General features: G+C 68.3%; 22 protein-coding genes. 8 read left to right on the top strand and 14 right to left on the bottom strand.

Translation table 11 applies throughout. The features are described 5' to 3' along the window. Positions 1 to 54: 54 nt before the first annotated feature. The gene (locus tag ACOJVU_RS10170) at positions 55 to 258 is read right to left on the bottom strand and encodes a hypothetical protein (RefSeq protein WP_421529661.1); all 204 of its coding nucleotides are present in this window, start codon (positions 256 to 258) and stop codon (positions 55 to 57) included. Positions 259 to 285: 27 nt separating this feature from the next. Here ACOJVU_RS10170 and ACOJVU_RS10165 point away from each other — a divergent pair, with 27 nt between their 5' ends. From ACOJVU_RS10165 to ACOJVU_RS10150, 4 genes are read left to right on the top strand one after another with little or no spacing between them, the layout of a single operon-like run. Then, entirely contained in the window at positions 286 to 525 is a 240-nt protein-coding gene (locus tag ACOJVU_RS10165) for a hypothetical protein (RefSeq protein WP_421529660.1), read from the top strand. A gap of 43 nt (positions 526 to 568) precedes the next feature. Then, positions 569 to 1,522: a class I SAM-dependent methyltransferase gene (locus ACOJVU_RS10160; RefSeq protein ID WP_421529659.1), complete on the top strand. Its 954-nt coding sequence runs from the start codon at positions 569 to 571 to the stop codon at positions 1,520 to 1,522. 12 nt (positions 1,523 to 1,534) lie between these two features. After that, positions 1,535 to 2,446: a class I SAM-dependent methyltransferase gene (locus tag ACOJVU_RS10155; RefSeq protein ID WP_421529658.1), complete on the top strand. Its 912-nt coding sequence runs from the start codon at positions 1,535 to 1,537 to the stop codon at positions 2,444 to 2,446. Between the two features lie 9 nt (positions 2,447 to 2,455). Continuing rightward, on the top strand, positions 2,456 to 3,370 hold the full coding sequence (locus tag ACOJVU_RS10150) for a class I SAM-dependent methyltransferase (RefSeq protein WP_421529657.1): 915 nt from the start codon (positions 2,456 to 2,458) through the stop codon (positions 3,368 to 3,370). Here the strand turns inward: ACOJVU_RS10150 and sppA are convergent. Beyond that, entirely contained in the window at positions 3,367 to 5,154 is a 1,788-nt protein-coding gene (gene sppA, locus ACOJVU_RS10145) for a signal peptide peptidase SppA (RefSeq protein WP_421529656.1), read from the bottom strand. The genes ACOJVU_RS10150 and sppA overlap by 4 nt on opposite strands. Before the next feature lie 40 nt (positions 5,155 to 5,194). On the opposite strand from sppA, the gene ACOJVU_RS10140 reads away from it, so the two are divergent. Further along, a complete protein-coding gene (locus ACOJVU_RS10140; RefSeq protein ID WP_421529655.1) occupies positions 5,195 to 6,121 on the top strand; it encodes an LLM class flavin-dependent oxidoreductase in 927 nt (308 codons plus the stop codon). An 11-nt stretch (positions 6,122 to 6,132) separates the two neighbouring features. Here the strand turns inward: ACOJVU_RS10140 and rplO are convergent, their stop codons facing one another. From rplO to rplN, 10 genes are all read right to left on the bottom strand, one after another. Then, the gene (gene rplO, locus ACOJVU_RS10135) at positions 6,133 to 6,573 is read right to left on the bottom strand and encodes a 50S ribosomal protein L15 (protein WP_421529654.1); all 441 of its coding nucleotides are present in this window, start codon (positions 6,571 to 6,573) and stop codon (positions 6,133 to 6,135) included. Then, complete coding sequence (gene rpmD, locus ACOJVU_RS10130; protein WP_421529653.1) at positions 6,570 to 6,782, bottom strand: 50S ribosomal protein L30; 213 nt, start codon at positions 6,780 to 6,782, stop codon at positions 6,570 to 6,572. Before rpmD ends, rplO begins: the two co-directional genes overlap by 4 nt. A 2-nt stretch (positions 6,783 to 6,784) precedes the next feature. Then, complete coding sequence (gene rpsE / locus ACOJVU_RS10125) at positions 6,785 to 7,462, bottom strand: 30S ribosomal protein S5 (RefSeq protein ID WP_421529652.1); 678 nt, start codon at positions 7,460 to 7,462, stop codon at positions 6,785 to 6,787. 40 nt (positions 7,463 to 7,502) lie between these two features. Continuing rightward, a complete protein-coding gene (rplR, locus tag ACOJVU_RS10120) occupies positions 7,503 to 7,910 on the bottom strand; it encodes a 50S ribosomal protein L18 (RefSeq protein WP_421529651.1) in 408 nt (135 codons plus the stop codon). Between the two features lie 2 nt (positions 7,911 to 7,912). Next, positions 7,913 to 8,452 carry a 50S ribosomal protein L6 gene (gene rplF, locus ACOJVU_RS10115; protein WP_421529650.1) on the bottom strand — a complete coding sequence of 180 codons (540 nt, stop codon included), beginning with the start codon at positions 8,450 to 8,452 and terminating at the stop codon, positions 7,913 to 7,915. Between the two features lie 23 nt (positions 8,453 to 8,475). Further along, positions 8,476 to 8,874: a 30S ribosomal protein S8 gene (gene rpsH, locus ACOJVU_RS10110; protein ID WP_421529649.1), complete on the bottom strand. Its 399-nt coding sequence runs from the start codon at positions 8,872 to 8,874 to the stop codon at positions 8,476 to 8,478. Between the two features lie 237 nt (positions 8,875 to 9,111). Beyond that, entirely contained in the window at positions 9,112 to 9,297 is a 186-nt protein-coding gene (locus ACOJVU_RS10105) for a type Z 30S ribosomal protein S14 (protein ID WP_144949719.1), read from the bottom strand. Positions 9,298 to 9,299: 2 nt separating this feature from the next. Then, a complete protein-coding gene (gene rplE / locus ACOJVU_RS10100; protein ID WP_421529648.1) occupies positions 9,300 to 9,863 on the bottom strand; it encodes a 50S ribosomal protein L5 in 564 nt (187 codons plus the stop codon). Then, on the bottom strand, positions 9,863 to 10,180 hold the full coding sequence (rplX, locus tag ACOJVU_RS10095; RefSeq protein WP_421529647.1) for a 50S ribosomal protein L24: 318 nt from the start codon (positions 10,178 to 10,180) through the stop codon (positions 9,863 to 9,865). The genes rplE and rplX overlap by 1 nt, the downstream gene beginning before the upstream one ends. Next, positions 10,181 to 10,549: a 50S ribosomal protein L14 gene (rplN, locus tag ACOJVU_RS10090; protein ID WP_003403649.1), complete on the bottom strand. Its 369-nt coding sequence runs from the start codon at positions 10,547 to 10,549 to the stop codon at positions 10,181 to 10,183. A gap of 305 nt (positions 10,550 to 10,854) precedes the next feature. Between rplN and ACOJVU_RS10085 the strand changes: the two genes are divergently transcribed. From ACOJVU_RS10085 to ACOJVU_RS10075, 3 genes are all read left to right on the top strand, one after another. Then, the gene (locus tag ACOJVU_RS10085) at positions 10,855 to 14,100 is read left to right on the top strand and encodes an SNF2-related protein (protein WP_421529646.1); all 3,246 of its coding nucleotides are present in this window, start codon (positions 10,855 to 10,857) and stop codon (positions 14,098 to 14,100) included. A gap of 224 nt (positions 14,101 to 14,324) precedes the next feature. Continuing rightward, a complete protein-coding gene (locus ACOJVU_RS10080; protein ID WP_421529645.1) occupies positions 14,325 to 15,389 on the top strand; it encodes a PE-PPE domain-containing protein in 1,065 nt (354 codons plus the stop codon). After that, positions 15,386 to 15,682 carry a hypothetical protein gene (locus ACOJVU_RS10075; RefSeq protein WP_421529644.1) on the top strand — a complete coding sequence of 99 codons (297 nt, stop codon included), beginning with the start codon at positions 15,386 to 15,388 and terminating at the stop codon, positions 15,680 to 15,682. Before ACOJVU_RS10080 ends, ACOJVU_RS10075 begins: the two co-directional genes overlap by 4 nt. A 52-nt stretch (positions 15,683 to 15,734) precedes the next feature. Here the strand turns inward: ACOJVU_RS10075 and ACOJVU_RS10070 are convergent, their stop codons facing one another. Both ACOJVU_RS10070 and ACOJVU_RS10065 read right to left on the bottom strand, forming a co-directional pair. After that, the gene (locus tag ACOJVU_RS10070) at positions 15,735 to 16,613 is read right to left on the bottom strand and encodes a formylglycine-generating enzyme family protein (RefSeq protein ID WP_421529643.1); all 879 of its coding nucleotides are present in this window, start codon (positions 16,611 to 16,613) and stop codon (positions 15,735 to 15,737) included. Positions 16,614 to 16,687: 74 nt separating this feature from the next. Then, on the bottom strand, positions 16,688 to 16,810 hold a 123-nt coding region (locus ACOJVU_RS10065; protein WP_421529662.1), incomplete at its 5' end, for a hypothetical protein.

The raw sequence follows: 16,810 nt of genomic DNA, 5'->3' as shown, positions 1-16,810 counted from the left end.
ACGACCAAACACACCCCAAGCCCAAAATCGCTATCGCTCAGCGATCTTCATGGCTCAGCACCCCCGAACCCCACCCGCACGAAAAATCGAGGCTAGGCTGGCGCCGCCCGCTGGAACCGCGTCAGTTTCAACGAACAGGTCCAACAACGGTACCGGCAGGAGAAGCGCGGCCGACCCGGCGCCGACGCCCACTACCGCCAGATCACCCGCACCCACCATCGCGCCGTCTTCACCGTCGACGAGGACCAGGTCGCTCACGACGCCGCCTCCGACGGCATGTTCCCGTTGATCAGCAACGACCGCGGCCTGTCCGACGCGGAACTGCTCACCGCCTACAAGTACCAGCCCAACCTGGAGAAACGCCACGCCCAGCTCAAGGGCACCCAGCTGGTCGCGCCGATGTTCCTACACGACACCGCCCGCATCGAAGGGCTGCTGTGCTGCCACTTCATCGCCATGCTCGTCCAAGGTGCCAGGTTGCCGCGCTTCGGCCGCGGCGTACAGTGGCAGAAGCTATTACATTGACTAATTATTAACTGAGATGGACTAACTACTTAGGGGTACGACGATGAATTCCACCGGCTCCCGGTACGAGGGAGACACCTGGGACCTGGCATCCAGCGTCGGAGCGACCGCGACCATGGTCGCGGCCGCCCGCGCGATGGCCACCCGCGCCGAGTGTCCGCTCATCGACGACCCGTTCGCCGAGCCGCTGGTGCGCGCCGTCGGCGTGGACCTGCTCGCCCGCCTGGCAAGCGGTGAACTGGACCCGGGCGAGCTCAACGACGTGCATGACGGCGCCACCGGCTCCGCCGGGGCCATGTCACGCATGGCCGACAACATGGCCGTGCGCACGAAGTTCTTCGACGAGTTCTTCCTGGCATCCACCGGGGCGGGCATCAGGCAGGCCGTCATCCTGGCCTCCGGGCTGGATGCCCGCGCCTACCGCCTGCCGTGGCCGGCCGGGACGGTCGTCTACGAGGTGGACCAGCCGCAGGTGATCGAGTTCAAGTCCCGCACGCTGGCCGGCCTGGGTGCCGCACCCACAGCCGACCGGCGCGTGGTGGCCGTGGATCTGCGCGACGACTGGCCCACCGCCCTGCGCGCCGCCGGGTTCGACCCGGCGCAGCCGACCGCCTGGAGCGCCGAGGGGCTGCTCGGGTATCTGCCGCCGGAGGCCCAGGATCGCCTGCTGGACACCATCACCGAGCTCAGTGCGCCGGGCAGCCGGCTGGCCACCGAAAGCGCGCCGGTGCCCGGGCCCGGTGACGAGGAAAAGATGAAGCGACGCATGCGGGCCATCTCCGAGCGCTGGCGCGCGCACGGTTTCGACCTCGACATGGCCGGGCTGGTCTACTTCGGCGACCGCAACGAAGCGGCCCTCTACCTGGCCGAGAGCGGCTGGCGGGTGGACAGCGTCAGCATCCGGGAGCTGTTCGTGGCCAACGGGCTGGCGCCCCTGCAGGACGACGACATGCGCATGGGCGAAATGCTCTACACCAGCGGCACCCTCGAGAAATAGGAGTGCAATCCGATGACCAAGAATCCGGGACGAACCGAGGGTGACAGCTGGGATCTGGCGTCCAGCGTGGGCGCGACCGCCACCATGGTCGCGGCCTCCCGCGCGCTGGCCTCCCAGGGGCCCGACGCGCTGCTCGACGATCCGCTGGCCGATCCCCTGGTGCGCGCGGTGGGGTTGGACCCGTTCATCCGCATCATCGACGGCGAACTCGACTTCGACGACGACCCGCTGCTCAACCGCCGCGCGCGGGTCGAGCAGATGACGGTCCGGACAAGGTTTTTCGACGACTTCTTCACCGGTGCCGCCGAAGCCGGCGTCCGGCAGGCGGTGATCCTGGCCTCGGGCCTCGACACCCGCGCCTACCGGCTGCGGTGGCCCGCGGGCATGGTGGTCTACGAGGTGGACCAGCCGCAGGTGATCGAATTCAAGACGCAGATCCTGGCCGGCTTGGGCGCCGCGCCGACCGCCGAGCGCCGCGCCATCGGCATCGACCTGCGCGACGACTGGCCGGACGCGTTGCGGCGCGGCGGTTTCGCCGTCGGCCGGCCGACCGCGTGGAGCGCCGAGGGCCTGCTGCCCTATCTGCCGCCACAAGCCCAGGACGGGCTGTTCGACCACATCACCGCCCTCAGCGCGCCGGGCAGCCGGCTGGCCACCGAGCACGTACCGGACCCCAACGCCTTCACCGACGAGCGGTTGCAGCGCATCACCGAACGTTGGCAGCGCGCCGGTTTCGACCTCGACGCGGCCGACCTGTTCTATCAGGGTGAGCGCAACGTCGTGGTCGACTACCTGAGCGGCCACGGGTGGCAGGTGGCGGCCCATGCGGTCAGGGACCTGTATGCGCAGAACGGTTTCGAGTTTCCCCAGGAGCTGACGGCCGTCTTCGGCGACCTCAATTACGTTGCGGCGAATTTGAAGTAGGCTGATCGCATGCCTCGCGCTCACGACGACAGCTGGGACCTGTCCTCTGGTGTGGGCGTGACCGCGACGATGGTCGCGGCTGGGCGCGCCATGGCAACCCGGGACCCGCGCGGACTGATCAACGACCCGTTCGCCGAACCGCTGGTGCGCGCCGTCGGGGTGGATTTTTTCACCATGATGATGGACGGCGAACTCGACCCGGCAGCTTTCGAGAACGCCTCGCCGGCCCGCCTGCAGGCGATGATCGACGGAATGGCTTTGCGGACCAGGTATTTCGACGACTACTTCGTCGCGGCCGCCGCGGCAGGGATACGTCAGGCGGTCATCCTCGCGTCCGGGCTCGACGCCCGCGCCTACCGGTTACCGTGGCCGTCCGGCACGGTGGTCTACGAGATCGATCAGCCCGAGGTGATCGACTTCAAGTCGGGAGCCCTGTCCGGCATCGGCGCCGAACCCACCGCGGTGCGGCGCGCCGTCCCGATGGATCTGCGCGCCGACTGGCCCGCCGCACTCACCGCGGCCGGACTGGACACGGCGGCGGCGACGGCGTGGCTGGCCGAGGGGCTGTTGATCTACCTGCCACCGGACGCCCAGGACCGGTTGTTCGACAACATCACTGCGCTCAGCGTGCCGGGCAGCACCATCGCGACCGAATTCGTCCCCGGCATCGTGGATTTCGACGCTGAGCGGGTGCGGGAGATGTCCAGGCCGTTCCGGGAGCACGGCGTCGACATCGACATGGCGTCACTGGTCTACGCCGGCGAACGCAACCATGTCGTGGACTACCTACGGTCGAAGGGCTGGGACGTCGAGGGCGTGACCCGGACAGAACTTTTCCAGCGCCACGAAATGGACGTGCCCGCAGCGGACAATGACGACCCGCTCGGCGAGATCATCTTCATCAGCGGCACTTTCGCCGGCTAGAGGCGCGACTCCCCCAGCCACAGCGCGTTCGCGCCGTTCAGCGTCTGTTCGAGGTTGTCCAGAATCCCGGCGACCGCGCAGCCCACCAATGCGCCCAGCGCGTCGGGCAGCGACGCGGCGACGGGCTGGGAGGACGGCCGCGGCCGCACCATGTCCAGCAGTGAATGACCCGGATAGCCGACCAGGCGGACGTGGGTGTCCTCATCGAAGCCGGCCAGGATCTTGGCCCGGCGCACCGCGGCCCGCAGCCCGCCGAGTTCGTCGACCAGACCGCGATCGAGCGCGTCGGCGCCGGTCCAAATCCGGCCCCGGGCAACGGCTTCCACAGCCTCGGTGTTCAAGTTGCGCCCCGCGGCGGCCCGCTCGACGAAGTCGGCGTAGAACAGGTCCACCTCGGCTTCGCGATGGGCCTGCTGCTCCGGGGTGAAGGGCGCGTCGGCCGACCAGGCATCGGCATTGGCGTTGGTGCGCACGGTGTCCGAACCGACACCAAGGCGCTGCTTGAGGTCACGGACCACCAGCTTGCCGCTGAGCACCCCGATCGAGCCGGTGATGGTGCCCGGATTCGCCACGATCGCGTCGGCTCCCATCGCCGCGTAGTAGCCGCCGGAGGCGGCGACCGCGCCCATCGAGGCCACCACCGGCTTGCCGCGCTCGCGCGCCCGCATCACCTCGCGCCAAATGGTTTCCGAGGCGCTGACCGAGCCGCCGGGGCTGTCGATGCGCAGGACGATCGCGGCCACCGAATCGTCCGCAGCTGCCGCGCGCAGCGCCGCAGCAATGGTGTCGCCGCCCACCGAGGAGTTGCCTAACGGCAGGAACTGCGGGCCCCCGCGTCCGTTGACAATCGGGCCGTCGAGGGTGACCACGGCCAGCGTCGGCGTGGGTTTGCGGCCCGGCACCGAGGGCACGGGCGGGACCAGGCGCGCCCGTGCCGCGCCCGCGTAGCGCGTCAGGTACAGCCGGGGTGGGTCGCTTTCGTCCGAAACATCTTCGACGCCAACCATTTCCGCTATCCGGGCGTAGGCTTGATCGCGGAAGCCGATCCGGTCGACCAGGCCGGCGGACACGGCGTCGTCGCGCAGCAGCGGGGCCCGGTCGGCCAGCGCGTCCAGCCCGTCGGGGTCGATCTTGCGCGACCGGGCGACCTCCTGCCACACCTGGTCCTGCAGGCTTTCCAGCATCCGGGTGACGGCCTCGCGGTGGGTCTTGGTGAAGCCGCTCTCGGTGAACAGGTTCGGCGCCGACTTGTATTCGCCGCGGGTGACGAACTGCGCCTCCACACCGGCCTTGTGCAGCGCGTCGCGCAAAAACAGCGCGTTGGTCGCGAAGCCGATCAGCCCGACCGTTCCCGACGGTTGCATCCAGACCTCACGGAACGCCGAGGCCAGGTAGTACGACAGCGTGCCGGGATAGGTCTCGGCCCAGGCCAGCGACGGCTTGGCGGCACTGAAGGCCGCGATCGCCTCGCGCAGCTCCTGGACCGCCGCCACCGGCGAGGCCGCGAGCTGCACGCGGGCGATCATCCCGGCGACCCGGGGATCCCCGGCGGCGCGGTGAATCGCGGCCACCGTGTCGCGCAGCGCCATCGGACGCCCGCCCCCGGTGATGACGGCCAGCGGGTCGAAGCCCGTCGTCTCCGGCGGCACCGCGCGCAGGTCGAGCTCGAGCACGCAACCGTTGGGTACGCCGTGGTGGCGCGCGGTGTCGAGCCGGCCGGTCAGGGCACGGACGTCCTTCGCGAGATCGGGGACACCGGGAATCGAGGGCGGGAAGACGAACATATTCCTCCAGCGTACCGATCGCGCGCCGTACGGTGAGGCGGTGAGGTTCTCCATCGCCATCCCCCAATTCGACTACGACGGCTTCGACGCTGCAGGGCTGCGCTCGTACCTCGCGCGCGCCGAGGAGCTGGGGTTCGAGGCGGGCTGGGTGCTCGAGCAGATCGTCGGGGCGGCACCGCTGCTGGCACCGCTGGAGCTGCTGGCGTGGTGCGCGGCGAGCACGCAGCGGCTGCGGCTGGGCGTCGCCGTCCTGGTGACGTCCCTGCACGATCCGCTCCAGCTGGCCTCGGCCGCGACCGCTGTGGACCGGCTCAGCCACGGAGGGCTGGACATCGGCGTGGGCACCGGCGGCGGCTCACGCCGGTTCGCCGCGTTCGGCGTGGACAAGTCGACGTATCTCTCCTACTTCACCGAGGGGCTGGAGCTGATGAAGGCGGCCTGGTCCGACGAACCGCGGGTGACGTTCCGCGGCCGGTACCGAGACGTCGTCGACCTGCCCATCGCGCCCAAGCCGGTGCAGCGGCCGCACCCGCCGATCTGGTTCGGCGGGCTGGCGCCCAAGGCGTTGGCCAGGGCGGTGCGCCACGGAGACGCGTTCCTGGGCGCCGGCTCCTCGACCACACAAGCGTTCGCCGGAGCAGCCGCGGTGGTGCGCCGCGAACTCGACGAGCAGCACAAGGATGCGGCGCACTTCACCATCGGAAAGCGGGTCTACCTGATGGTCGACGACGACGCGGCGCGGGCCCGCGAGCGGGTGCTCGCCGGGTTGCGGCGAATCTACGGCACGATGCCCGGCGTCGAGGACGTTCCGGTCTCGGGCACGCCCGTCGACGTGGCGCGCGGGCTGCGCGAGGTGATCGACGCCGGGGCCCAGACGCTGCTGCTCAATCCCGTGGGCACCGATGTGCCGGAGAACCGCGAGCAGATGGAACGCCTTGCCGCGGAAGTCATCCCGCAGCTCACCTGATGCCGCGAGGTCTAGAGCTCGGTAGCCGAGCCACCCGCGGCGCTGATCTTCTCGCGCGCGCTGCCGCTGAACTTGTGCGCGGACACCTCGACCTTGACGGTCAGCTCACCGTCGCCGAGTACCTTGACCAAGCAGTTCTTGCGCACCGCGCCCTTGGCCACCAGCTCGTCGACCCCGATGGCGCCGCCCTGCGGGAACAGCCGGTTGATGTCTCCGACATTGACGATCTCGTACTCGGTGCGGAACCGGTTGCGGAATCCCTTGAGCTTGGGCAGCCGCATGTGGATCGGCATCTGCCCGCCCTCGAAGGTCGCCGGCACTTGCTTGCGCGCCTTGGTGCCCTTGGTGCCACGGCCCGCGGACTTGCCCTTGGAGCCCTCGCCGCGGCCCACGCGGGTACGGGCGGTCTTCGACCCGGGCGCTGGGCGCAGGTCGTGCAGCTTGATCGTCACTGTGTTTTCCCTTCGGGCGTTTTCCCTTCGGGCACCGACTCCACCTCGACGAGATGGTGCACCACCGCGATCAGCCCGCGGGTCTGAGCGTTGTCTTCACGGATCACCGAGTGGCGGATCCGCCGCAGGCCCAGGGTGCGAAGGCTCTCGCGCTGCTTCCAGCGCGCACCGATCGTGCCGCGCACCTGGGTGATCTTGAGGTCTGCCATCGTTATGCCGTTCCTTCACGTGCGGCCGCCGCGGCCAGCGCGTCACTTTCCCGTCGCGCCCGCAGCATCCCGGCCGGGGCGACGTCCTCGATCGGCAGACCGCGGCGAGCGGCCACCTCCTCGGGGCGCTGGAGCATTTTGAGCGCAGTAACGGTGGCGTGCACCACGTTGATCGCGTTGTCGCTGCCCAACGACTTGGCCAGGATGTCGTGCACGCCAGCGCATTCCAGCACCGCGCGCGCCGCACCGCCGGCGATCACACCCGTTCCCGGGCTGGCGGGGCGCAACAGCACGACGCCCGCGGCGGCCTCGCCCTGCACCGGGTGGGTGATGGTGCTGCCGATCAGCGGGACCCGGAAGAAGCCCTTGCGCGCTTCCTCGACGCCCTTGGCGATCGCGGCCGGAACCTCTTTGGCCTTGCCGTATCCGACACCGACCATGCCGTTGCCGTCGCCCACGATGACCAGGGCGGTGAAGCTGAAACGCCGTCCGCCCTTGACCACCTTGGAGACGCGGTTGATGGCGACGACCCGCTCCAGGTAGTTGCTCTTGTCTCCGTCGCGGTCTCGATCACGACCACCGCGGCCACCACTGTCACGACCGCGACCGCGGCCGTCGCGGTCACCACGTGAGTCGCGGCTGTTCTGGGCGCCCTGCCCGCCGGCCGACTGCTCCGCCATTATGCGGTCCTTCCAGTTGTCATCAGGCTGATGTTGTTCATCAGAAACGCAATCCGCTTTCGCGTGCGGCATCGGCCAGCGCCGCGATCCGTCCGCCGTAGGAGTACCCGCCACGGTCGAACACCACGCTGTCGATGCCGGCGGCCCTGGCGCGCTCCGCGATCAACTGGCCGACCCGTACGCTGTGGGCTTTCTTGTCTCCCTGCAGGCCGCGCACGTCGGCCTCGATCGAGGACGCAGCAGCCACCGTCGTGCCGTCGTCGTCGTTGACCAGTTGCACGTGGATGTGCCGCGCGGACCTGTTCACCACCAGCCGCGGGCGCTGCGAGGTACCGGAGAGCTTCTTGCGCAGCCGCGCGTGCCTGCGCAGGCGGGATACCCGCCGGGTCGCGGAGATGTTGTGCCCCACCGGCTTTCGCGCGGCGGTGTCGGCTTGTGATTGCGCCATGACTACTTACCTGTCTTTCCGACCTTACGGCGGATCTGCTCACCCTGGTAGCGCACGCCCTTGCCCTTGTAGGGGTCCGGGCGGCGCAGGCGGCGGATGTTCGCCGAGATCTGGCCGACTTGTTGCTTGTCGATCCCCGAGACCGAGAACTTCGTCGGCGATTCGACCGCGAACGTGATGCCCTCGGGCGCCTCGATCACGACCGGGTGGCTGTATCCCAGCGCGAATTCCAGGCTGGAACCCTTGAGCTGCACCCGGTAGCCGACCCCGAAGATCTCCATCTTGGTGGTGTAACCCTGGGTGACGCCGGTGACCAGGTTGGACACCAGCGTACGGGACAGTCCGTGCAGCGAGCGGTTGCGCCGCTCGTCGTCGGGACGGTTCACCACGATCGCGCCGTCCTCGCTGCGCTCCACGGTGATCGGCTCGGCGACCGTCAGGTCCAGGGCGCCCTTGGGGCCCTTGACCGAGACCTGCTGTCCATCGATCGTTACGTCGACCCCGGAAGGAACCGGAATCGGCCGTTTACCAATACGCGACATCTGTGTTTACGCTGCCTCTCCCACTACCACACGTACGCGAGGACTTCGCCGCCCACGCCCTGTCTGGCCGCCTGACGGTCGGTGAGCAGGCCCGAGGAGGTCGAGATGATCGCCACGCCCAGTCCGCCGAGCACCCGCGGCAGGCTGGTGGATTTCGCATACACCCGCAGGCCCGGCTTGGATACCCGTCGCAACCCCGCGATGCTGCGCTCCCGGCTGGGCCCGTACTTGAGCTGGACCACCAGGGCTTTGCCCACCCGGGCGTCTTCGGTCCGGTAGTCGCTGATGTAGCCCTCGCTCTTGAGGATCGCGGCGATGTTGGCCTTGATCTTGGAGTGCGGCAGGCTCACCTCGTCGTGGTACGCCGAATTGGCGTTGCGCAGACGCGTCAAGAAGTCCGCGATCGGGTCCGTCATCGTCATTTGCGCCCGATCCTCCTCATCGCTTGCGCTCCGCAGCGTCGCTGGGCCCTCATCGAGCGGTGCTCCTGTCCATCGCGGCGCTCTGCTTGGTCTTAGTCTTAGTCGTTGTCTTAGTCGTTGTCTTAGTCGCGGTCATCACGGTGTCTGTCACCTTCCTCGCGGTGGTTCCCGGCCGAAGACTTCGCATGGGGCCTGCCGCGCACACTGTTCTGGGGTCGTCAAACCCTGGTGGGCCCGTTACCAACTGCTCTTCTGCACACCGGGCAGTTCGCCGGCGTGTGCCATCTCGCGCAGGCAGATCCTGCACAGCCCGAACTTGCGGTAGACCGCACGCGGGCGCCCGCACCTGTTGCAGCGGGTATAGGCGCGCACTGCGAACCGTGGCTTACGCGCAGCCTTGTTGACCAGTGCCTTCTTCGCCATCGTCAGTTCTCCTTGAACGGAAAGCCGAGGGCCCGCAGCAGCGCTCGCCCTTCGTCGTCGGTCGTCGCGGTGGTCACGACGTTGATGTCCATGCCTCGCACCCGGTCGATCTTGTCCACGTCGATCTCGTGGAAGACCGACTGCTCGGCCAGTCCGAAGGTGTAGTTGCCGACGCCGTCGAACTGTTTGGGCGAGAGTCCGCGGAAGTCGCGGATGCGCGGCAGCGCGATCGACGTGAGTCGGTCGAGGAACTCCCACATGCGGTCCCCGCGCAGGGTGACCCGGGCTCCGATCGGCATCCCCTCGCGCAATTTGAACTGCGCGATGGACTTGCGCGCCTTGCGGATCTCGGGTTTCTGCCCGGTGATCAGCGCCAGATCGTTGACCGCGCCGTTGATCAGCTTGGCATCCCGGGCTGCCTCACCAACGCCCATGTTGACGACGACCTTGGTGACGGTAGGAATCTGCATGACGTTGCGGTAGCCGAACTGCTCGTTCAGCGAATCGCGAATTTCGTTGCGGTAACGTTCTTTCAGCCGCGGTGCGACTCTTTGCGCAGTTGTCATCAAATGTCCTCGCCGTTGCGCTTGGAGATACGGACTCGCTTGCCTGTCTCCTCGTCCACCCGGTAGCCGACCCGCGTGGGCTTGCCGTCGGAGTCGACCACCATCACGTTGGAGACGTGGATCGCAGCTTCCTGGGTGACGATCCCGCCCGAGCGCGCCCCCCGCTGGTTGGTCGAGACCGCGGTGTGCTTCTTGATCCGGTTCACGCCCTCGACCAGCACCCGGTTGCGCTCCGGGTAGGCCTGCAGGACCTTGCCCTTGGCCCCTTTGTCCTTGCCCGCGATCACCAGCACGGTGTCGCCCTTGCGGACCTTCATCTACAACACCTCCGGAGCCAGCGAGATGATCTTCATGAAGCGCTTCTCGCGCAGTTCGCGGCCGACGGGACCGAAGATACGTGTTCCACGCGGGTCGTTGTCCGGCTTGATGATGACGGCCGCGTTCTCGTCGAACTTGATGTAGCTGCCATCGGGGCGCCGGCGCTCCTTGACGGTGCGCACCACGACGGCTTTGACGACGTCACCACGCTTGACGTTGCCACCGGGGATGGCGTCCTTGACGGTGGCCACGATGACATCCCCGATGCCCGCGTAGCGTCGCGACGAGCCACCGAGCACCCGGATGCACAGGATCTCCTTGGCGCCGGTGTTGTCGGCGACCTTCAGCCGCGATTCCTGCTGAATCACTCGATCTCCTGACCTGGTTTACGTGTGCACGGCAGGAGAAGCCCAGGAGCCTGACGTGCGCGGTCTTCGTCGCCGAAGGGCACGCAGGGCCGGCAGGAAAAGCTTGACGCTCGCCACGCACCGGCCGAGGTCTGCCCACGGCAACCCCTGAAGTCTAGGCGACGACCAGCACAGAGCCAAATTCGTCTCTCGGGGGCGGCGCGTGGCGGGTCACGTCTATCACAGTGAACTCACCTGTCACGACTTTGGCGTGTCGCGCGGTGTGGTCGGGGTTTCGTGTCCGAGTCTGGCGTTATGGTGCCGCCATGGGCGGTGTGCCGGTTCCCTCGATCAACCTTTCGGGCGTCCTGGAATTGGTGGGCGGGGACACGTATCGACGGGGCTTCGCCTACGCGCGTGAGGGCAGGGTGCTGCGGTGCCTGTGGGATCAGACGACGCACAACCTGGTCGGCAGTGTGCGAGGGAGCCAGGGTCGCAACTACACGACGACGGTGCGGCTGCGGCCAGGCGCGTCCGGGACCTGGGGTGCCGACAGCGGGATGTGCAGCTGCCCGGTGCGGGCGAACTGCAAGCATGTCGCGGCCCTGGTGATCACCGCCACCGCGTCGTCGAAGACACCGACCCGCGTCGTGCGTCCTGTGCCGGCGCTGCCGGCGTGGCGGCAGTCGCTGGACGCGCTGGTGCCCGCGGTCGCGACGCACGGTCACGCCGGGACACCGATCGCGATCGAGCTGAACCTGGCGACGGGCGGGCCGGTCCCGACGCTCGACGCACGGCTGGTTCGCGCCGGTAAGCGTGGCGGCTGGGTGTCCGGTGACCTGAGCTGGGGCAAGCTGTCGATGCTGCGGTACGGCGGCTATTGCGACGACCACCTTCGGGTGCTGCAGGAATTGTTCACTGCCTACCGGGCGTCGAGCCCCAATCCTTCCGGCTATTACGGGTATTCGTACGGCAACTACGGCGATGTGAAGACGATCTCGCTGTTGCGATTCGAGTCCCCGCAGTTGTGGCCGTTGCTGGACGAGGCGCGCCGGGTCGGGGTGCGCCTGGTGACGGCCCAGCCGCCGCAGGAGGTGCCGGCCTACGGTGCGGCGCAGCTGTGCCTGGACGTCACCGCCGACGCGGCGGGCGATCTGAGCGTCCGGCCCGCGCTTCGGGTCGACGGTGTGGCGGCACGGCCCGTGGCGTTCATCGGGTCCTCGGGTCACGGCGCGGTGTACGACGACGGCGGCGTGCGGCTGGCGCGGCTGGAGCGTCCGGCGCCCGAAGCGTTGCAGCGCATGGCGTGTGGTGGCGAGCCGCTGGCCATTCCGGCCGGCGAGGCGGCGGGCTTCGCCGCCGAGTACTACCCGCGGCTGCGCCAGATCGCGGCCGTCACTTCCTCCGACGAGTCGTTCACGCCGCCGGAGATCGTGGGACCGATGCTGGTGTTGCGGGCCGACTACGGCGGCGTGCACGAACTGGAGCTGAGCTGGGAATGGGCCTACCGGATCGGCGACAACGAGCTTCGCGCGGCGTTCGGGGCCGAGGAGTACGTCGCGTCCCGCGACCTGGACGCCGAACGGGCCTTGGCGGCCCGCATCGAGGTGCCCTTGGAGCGCTGGGGCCTGCGCGGCGCCGACGGCACACTGCTCTCGGGGGTGCGGTTGTCGGGCCTGGACACCATGCGGTTCGCCACCGAGATCCAGCCGCGGCTGGCCGAGCTTTCCGACGTGGTGGTGGAGGTGGCCGGAGATCCGGCCGACTATCGGGAGGCGGGTGGCTCGCTGGTCATCGCGGTGCGCACCGACGCGGTGCCCGGCGAGACGGACTGGTTCGACCTGGGTGTCACCATCAGCATCGAGGGCAAAAAGATCCCGTTCGTCAGCGTGTTCACCGCGCTGGCGTCCGGGCAGTCGCACCTGCTGCTTGCCGACGGCGCCTACTTCGCCCTGGACAAACCGGAGCTGGTCACGCTGCGCCGGCTCATCGAGGAGGCCCGCGCGCTCACCGACGGCGACGAGGGACCGCCACGGATCAGCCGATTCCAGGTCGGGTTGTTCGACGAGCTGGCCGAGCTGGGTGTGGTGACGCGCCAAGCCCGCCAGTGGCGGCGCCAGGTCGGCGGGCTGCGCGCGCTGCAGGGCGTGGAGCCCGCGGAAATGCCGAGCGGCCTGCGCGCCGAGCTGCGGCCGTATCAGGCCGAGGGGTTCTCCTGGCTGGCGACCCTGCACGCCCACGGACTTGGCGGGGTCCTGGCCGACGACATGGGCCTGGGCAAGACGATCCAGACGTTGGCGCTGATCTGCCGTGTCCGCCAGAACAATCCGGAGATGGCCCCGTTCCTGGTGGTCGCCCCGGCCAGCGTGGTGGCCAACTGGGCCGCCGAGGCCAAGCGGTTCGCGCCCGAATTGTCGGTGGTGGCCCTCTACGACACGCTGCGCCGCGCCGGCGCCGACCTCGACGAGCTGGCCGCGGGCGCCCACATCGTGGTCACCTCCTACACGCTGTTCCGGCTCGACTTCGACGCCCACGCAACCCGGACGTGGTCCGGGCTGATCCTCGACGAGGCCCAGTACGTCAAGAACCATCACGCCAAGACCTACCAGTGCGCCCGCAAGCTGGCCGCACCGTTCAAGCTGGCCATCACGGGCACCCCGATGGAGAACAACCTCATGGAGCTGTGGTCGCTGCTGTCGATCACCGCGCCCGGACTGTTTCCCAGCCCGACCAAGTTCGCCGACTTCTACGCCAAACCCATCGAAAAAGCCGGCGACGCGGAGCTTTTGGATCTGTTCCGGCGCCGCATCAAGCCGCTGGTCAAGCGCCGCACCAAAGAGCTCGTGGCCGCCGAACTGCCCGCCAAACAAGAGCAGGTCCTCGACGTCGAGCTGCCGCCGCGACACCGCACCCTCTACAACAAGCGGCTGGCCCGGGAGCGGCAGAAGGTGCTCGGCCTGCTCGACGACATGCAACGCAACCGATTCACCATCCTCAAATCGCTGACGGTGCTGCGCCAGATGGCGCTGCACCCCGGCCTGGTCGACCCCGCCCACGACGCGCTGGCCTGCGCCAAGATCGACACCCTGGCCGAGCATCTGCGCGACGTCGCCGACGGCGGGCACCGGGCGCTGGTGTTCAGCCAGTTCACCCGCTTTTTGGGCCGCGTGCGCGGCCGGCTTGACACCGAGGGCATCGACTACTGCTACCTCGACGGGCGCACCCGCAACCGGGCCGCCACCATCCAACGCTTCAAAGACGGCGACGCCCCGGTGTTCCTGATCAGCCTCAAAGCCGGTGGGTTCGGGCTCAACCTCACCGAGGCCGACTACTGCTTCCTGCTCGACCCGTGGTGGAACCCGGCCACCGAAGCCCAGGCCATCGACCGCACCCACCGCATCGGCCAAACCCGCAACGTCATGGTCTACCGGCTGATCTCCCACGACACCATCGAAGACAAGGTGCTCGCGCTCAACAGCCGCAAGGCAAAGCTGTTCGCCAGCGTCATCGACGACGGCAACGCCTTCGGCTCCGCGATCACCGCCGCCGACATCCGCAGACTGCTCGCCTGAGTCAGGACACCGTCAGCCCCGCCCGGCGCGGCCCTCGGCAACGGCTTGCAGCCGACCCCAGTGGTGCGACGCCTTGTGGCTGCGTTGCGCTGATCTCAGCCGTCGGCGCCTGCAGTGCCGGCGCTGCCGGACGCACCGGTGGCGCCGTCGGTGCCAGTGCCCGTGGCCGTGCCGCCGGGACCGCCGTTGGGGGCGGTGATGGTGCCGCCGGCACCGCCGGTGCCGTGGCGGCAGCCGGCATTCCCATTCCGCCGACCGAATACATCGACAACACGTTCACGAAGTTTCTCGAGCCTCTATACCCAGCTCTGGGGAACACCCCGCCCGCGGTGGGGCTGTTCACACCCGAGGGCCTCTACCCGGTTTACTCGGAGCCGGGCCCGGGAGGGAGCTTGGTCAAGCAGCTGCCGTTCGAAACATCGGTGTATCAGGGCGAGAAAATACTCGACAAAACAATCCTGAACGACGTCCACAACCTCGGTGACACGGTAGTGGTTTACGGCGAATCCCAGAGCGCCACGATTTCCGGGCTGAGCATGGCCGATCTCGCCGGCAAAGTGCCGTCCGACAGTGTGCACTTCGTCCTCGTCGGCGACCCCGACACACCCTTCGGCGGCTTGCTGACACGCTTCGCTGCCAGCGACGTCCCCGGGTTGCTCCGACCGGAGCTGACCACGCCCAGCATAGGTGTTCCGTTCTACGGCGCGACTCCCGATGATCTGTTCCCGACCACCATCTACACCCAGCAATGCGACGGCTTCGCCGATTTCCCGCGGTATCCGCTCGATTTCCTGTCGGACCTCAACGCGTTTCTCGGTATCGAGGATGTGAATCCCACGTATCGGGACCTCTCGACAACGGCCATCAGCAATGCCACACAACTGCCGACCAGCGGCGACACCATGACCACCTACTACGGCATTCCCATGAGTATGGAGGCCGGCCTCAATTCCCAGTACATCCCGTTGATGCAGCCGGTGGCCGACATCCCCGTCATCGGGAAGCCGATCGCCGACCTGCTCCAGCTTGACGTGATAGCGCTGGTGAACTTCGGCTACGGGAGTCCCTACTGGGGCTTCTCGGTCGGCGGTCCGGACGGCGGCTATGCGAATGCGACCCAGCCGTTCGGACTGTTCCCGAGTTTGCAAGATTTCCAGCAGCTTCCCGGCGCCCTGTTCACGGGCACCGAAACCGGAATCGAGGACTGCGTCGGCGATCTCACCGGCACGGGGCCCCACCCGGTGTCACTGGGGTCTGCGGCGCTGCCCGACCTGGCCACCATGGTGTGAACCACGTCGCCCAATCAGGCGCCATCGATACCCGACCTTGCCGGGCTCTCCCCGGTCAGCCTCCTCACCGGCCTGCAGGACGGGGTCAACAACGTGGTGAACACGTCCATCACAGCCACCGCGACGGCCTGACCGAAGCGCTCAGCGGCGACCCGGCGGGGCTCGTCGACGCGGTCGGCCTCCCGACCGCGGCGGACACGGCGCTGCTGACACCGCTCGGCGGATTCGAGATCAGCGCCGTCGCGACCAACGCGGTTTCGGTGGTCGGCGACCTGGCCGGGCTGATCCCGTGACGTCGTCATCGGGTTGGTTGCCGAGCAGGCGCGACGGCCTAAGTCCCAGGCGCTAGGACACGTCGACCACGCAGCGAAATCCGATGTGGGTGGTCGCGGTGTCCTGCGACTGCGGTGAGCGGGCTGCGGGGCGGTACCGGTGGCAATATTCCGGCGCGCACAGATACGAGCCGCCCTTGAGCGCCTGACTGACAGCGGGATCGGCGGGCCCCACCGGCGTGCAGCAGCTTTTCGGCGGCTGGTCGAGCCGGTGATGCGCCGAGAACTCCGTGGCCGTCCACTCCCAGACGTTGCCGATCATGTCGAGCAGACCGAACGCGTTGGGCGGAAACGTCCCCACCGGCGAGGTGCCCGCGTAGCCGAGGGCGCCGTCGTTGCGGTAGGGGAACCTGCCCTGCCAGGTGTTGGCCATCAGCTCACCACCCGGCGCGACCTCCTCCCCCCACGCATAGGTGGCCGTGCTCCCGGCGCGCGCCGCGTACTCCCATTCCGCCTCGGTCGGCAGCCGCCGACCCGCCCATCGCGCGTAGGCCGCGGCGTCGGGATAGGCCACCTGCACCACGGGGTGATCCGCGCGGCCGGCGATGTCGCTGTCCGGGCCGAACGGGTGCAGCCAGTCGGCGCCGGGAACCCACTCCCACCATTGCCGCCAGTCACGCAGGTCGACAGGGCCCGGCGTCGGGCGGAAAATCATTGCCCCCGCCCGCACGTCGTGCACGCCCGGGAACTGCGCCGGGTCGACCGGCTGCTCGGCGACGGTCACATATTGTGTGGCGGAGACGAATTCGCCGAATTGCGCATTGGTCACCGGGTGGCGTTCCACCGCGAAAGGCGCCACAGCCACGGTGTGGATCGGCGCCTCTTCGGGATAGAAGCTCGTCGAACCCATACGAAACGAGCCCCCCGGCAGCTCCACCAGTTCGCTGAGCATCACTTCAGGGTAGGACAAGCCCGGCGCGGCGGCGTCATGCCTTCTTCGGTGCCCTGCCGTCGCGCTTCCCGCGATCAGTCGCGGGCGAAGGCCAGCGCCAGTTCGCGTTCCAGATCTTCGTAGGGCCTGCCCGAGATGTCGACGGTGACCTGGGCGATGGTGCCGCCGGTGAAGGTGAACGGCGCCTTGTAGCGGCT

The sequence above is a fragment of the Mycobacterium sp. THU-M104 genome, assembly GCF_049197365.1.
Taxonomy (GTDB): domain Bacteria; phylum Actinomycetota; class Actinomycetes; order Mycobacteriales; family Mycobacteriaceae; genus Mycobacterium.
The sequence above is the reverse complement of the archived record's forward strand: the minus strand, read 5'-3'. Positions and strand labels throughout refer to the sequence as shown.

Coding starts and splice junctions, on each gene's coding strand:
- ACOJVU_RS10160 (WP_421529659.1), top strand. CDS start 569: ATGAATTCCACCGGCTCCCGGTACGAGGGAGACACCTGGGACCTGGCA.
- ACOJVU_RS10155 (WP_421529658.1), top strand. CDS start 1,535: ATGACCAAGAATCCGGGACGAACCGAGGGTGACAGCTGGGATCTGGCG.
- ACOJVU_RS10150 (WP_421529657.1), top strand. CDS start 2,456: ATGCCTCGCGCTCACGACGACAGCTGGGACCTGTCCTCTGGTGTGGGC.
- sppA (WP_421529656.1), bottom strand. CDS start 5,154: ATGTTCGTCTTCCCGCCCTCGATTCCCGGTGTCCCCGATCTCGCGAAG.
- rpmD (WP_421529653.1), bottom strand. CDS start 6,782: ATGGCAGACCTCAAGATCACCCAGGTGCGCGGCACGATCGGTGCGCGC.
- rpsE (WP_421529652.1), bottom strand. CDS start 7,462: ATGGCGGAGCAGTCGGCCGGCGGGCAGGGCGCCCAGAACAGCCGCGAC.
- rplR (WP_421529651.1), bottom strand. CDS start 7,910: ATGGCGCAATCACAAGCCGACACCGCCGCGCGAAAGCCGGTGGGGCAC.
- rplF (WP_421529650.1), bottom strand. CDS start 8,452: ATGTCGCGTATTGGTAAACGGCCGATTCCGGTTCCTTCCGGGGTCGAC.
- rpsH (WP_421529649.1), bottom strand. CDS start 8,874: ATGACGATGACGGACCCGATCGCGGACTTCTTGACGCGTCTGCGCAAC.
- ACOJVU_RS10105 (WP_144949719.1), bottom strand. CDS start 9,297: ATGGCGAAGAAGGCACTGGTCAACAAGGCTGCGCGTAAGCCACGGTTC.
- rplE (WP_421529648.1), bottom strand. CDS start 9,863: ATGACAACTGCGCAAAGAGTCGCACCGCGGCTGAAAGAACGTTACCGC.
- rplX (WP_421529647.1), bottom strand. CDS start 10,180: ATGAAGGTCCGCAAGGGCGACACCGTGCTGGTGATCGCGGGCAAGGAC.
- ACOJVU_RS10085 (WP_421529646.1), top strand. CDS start 10,855: ATGGGCGGTGTGCCGGTTCCCTCGATCAACCTTTCGGGCGTCCTGGAA.
- ACOJVU_RS10070 (WP_421529643.1), bottom strand. CDS start 16,613: ATGCTCAGCGAACTGGTGGAGCTGCCGGGGGGCTCGTTTCGTATGGGT.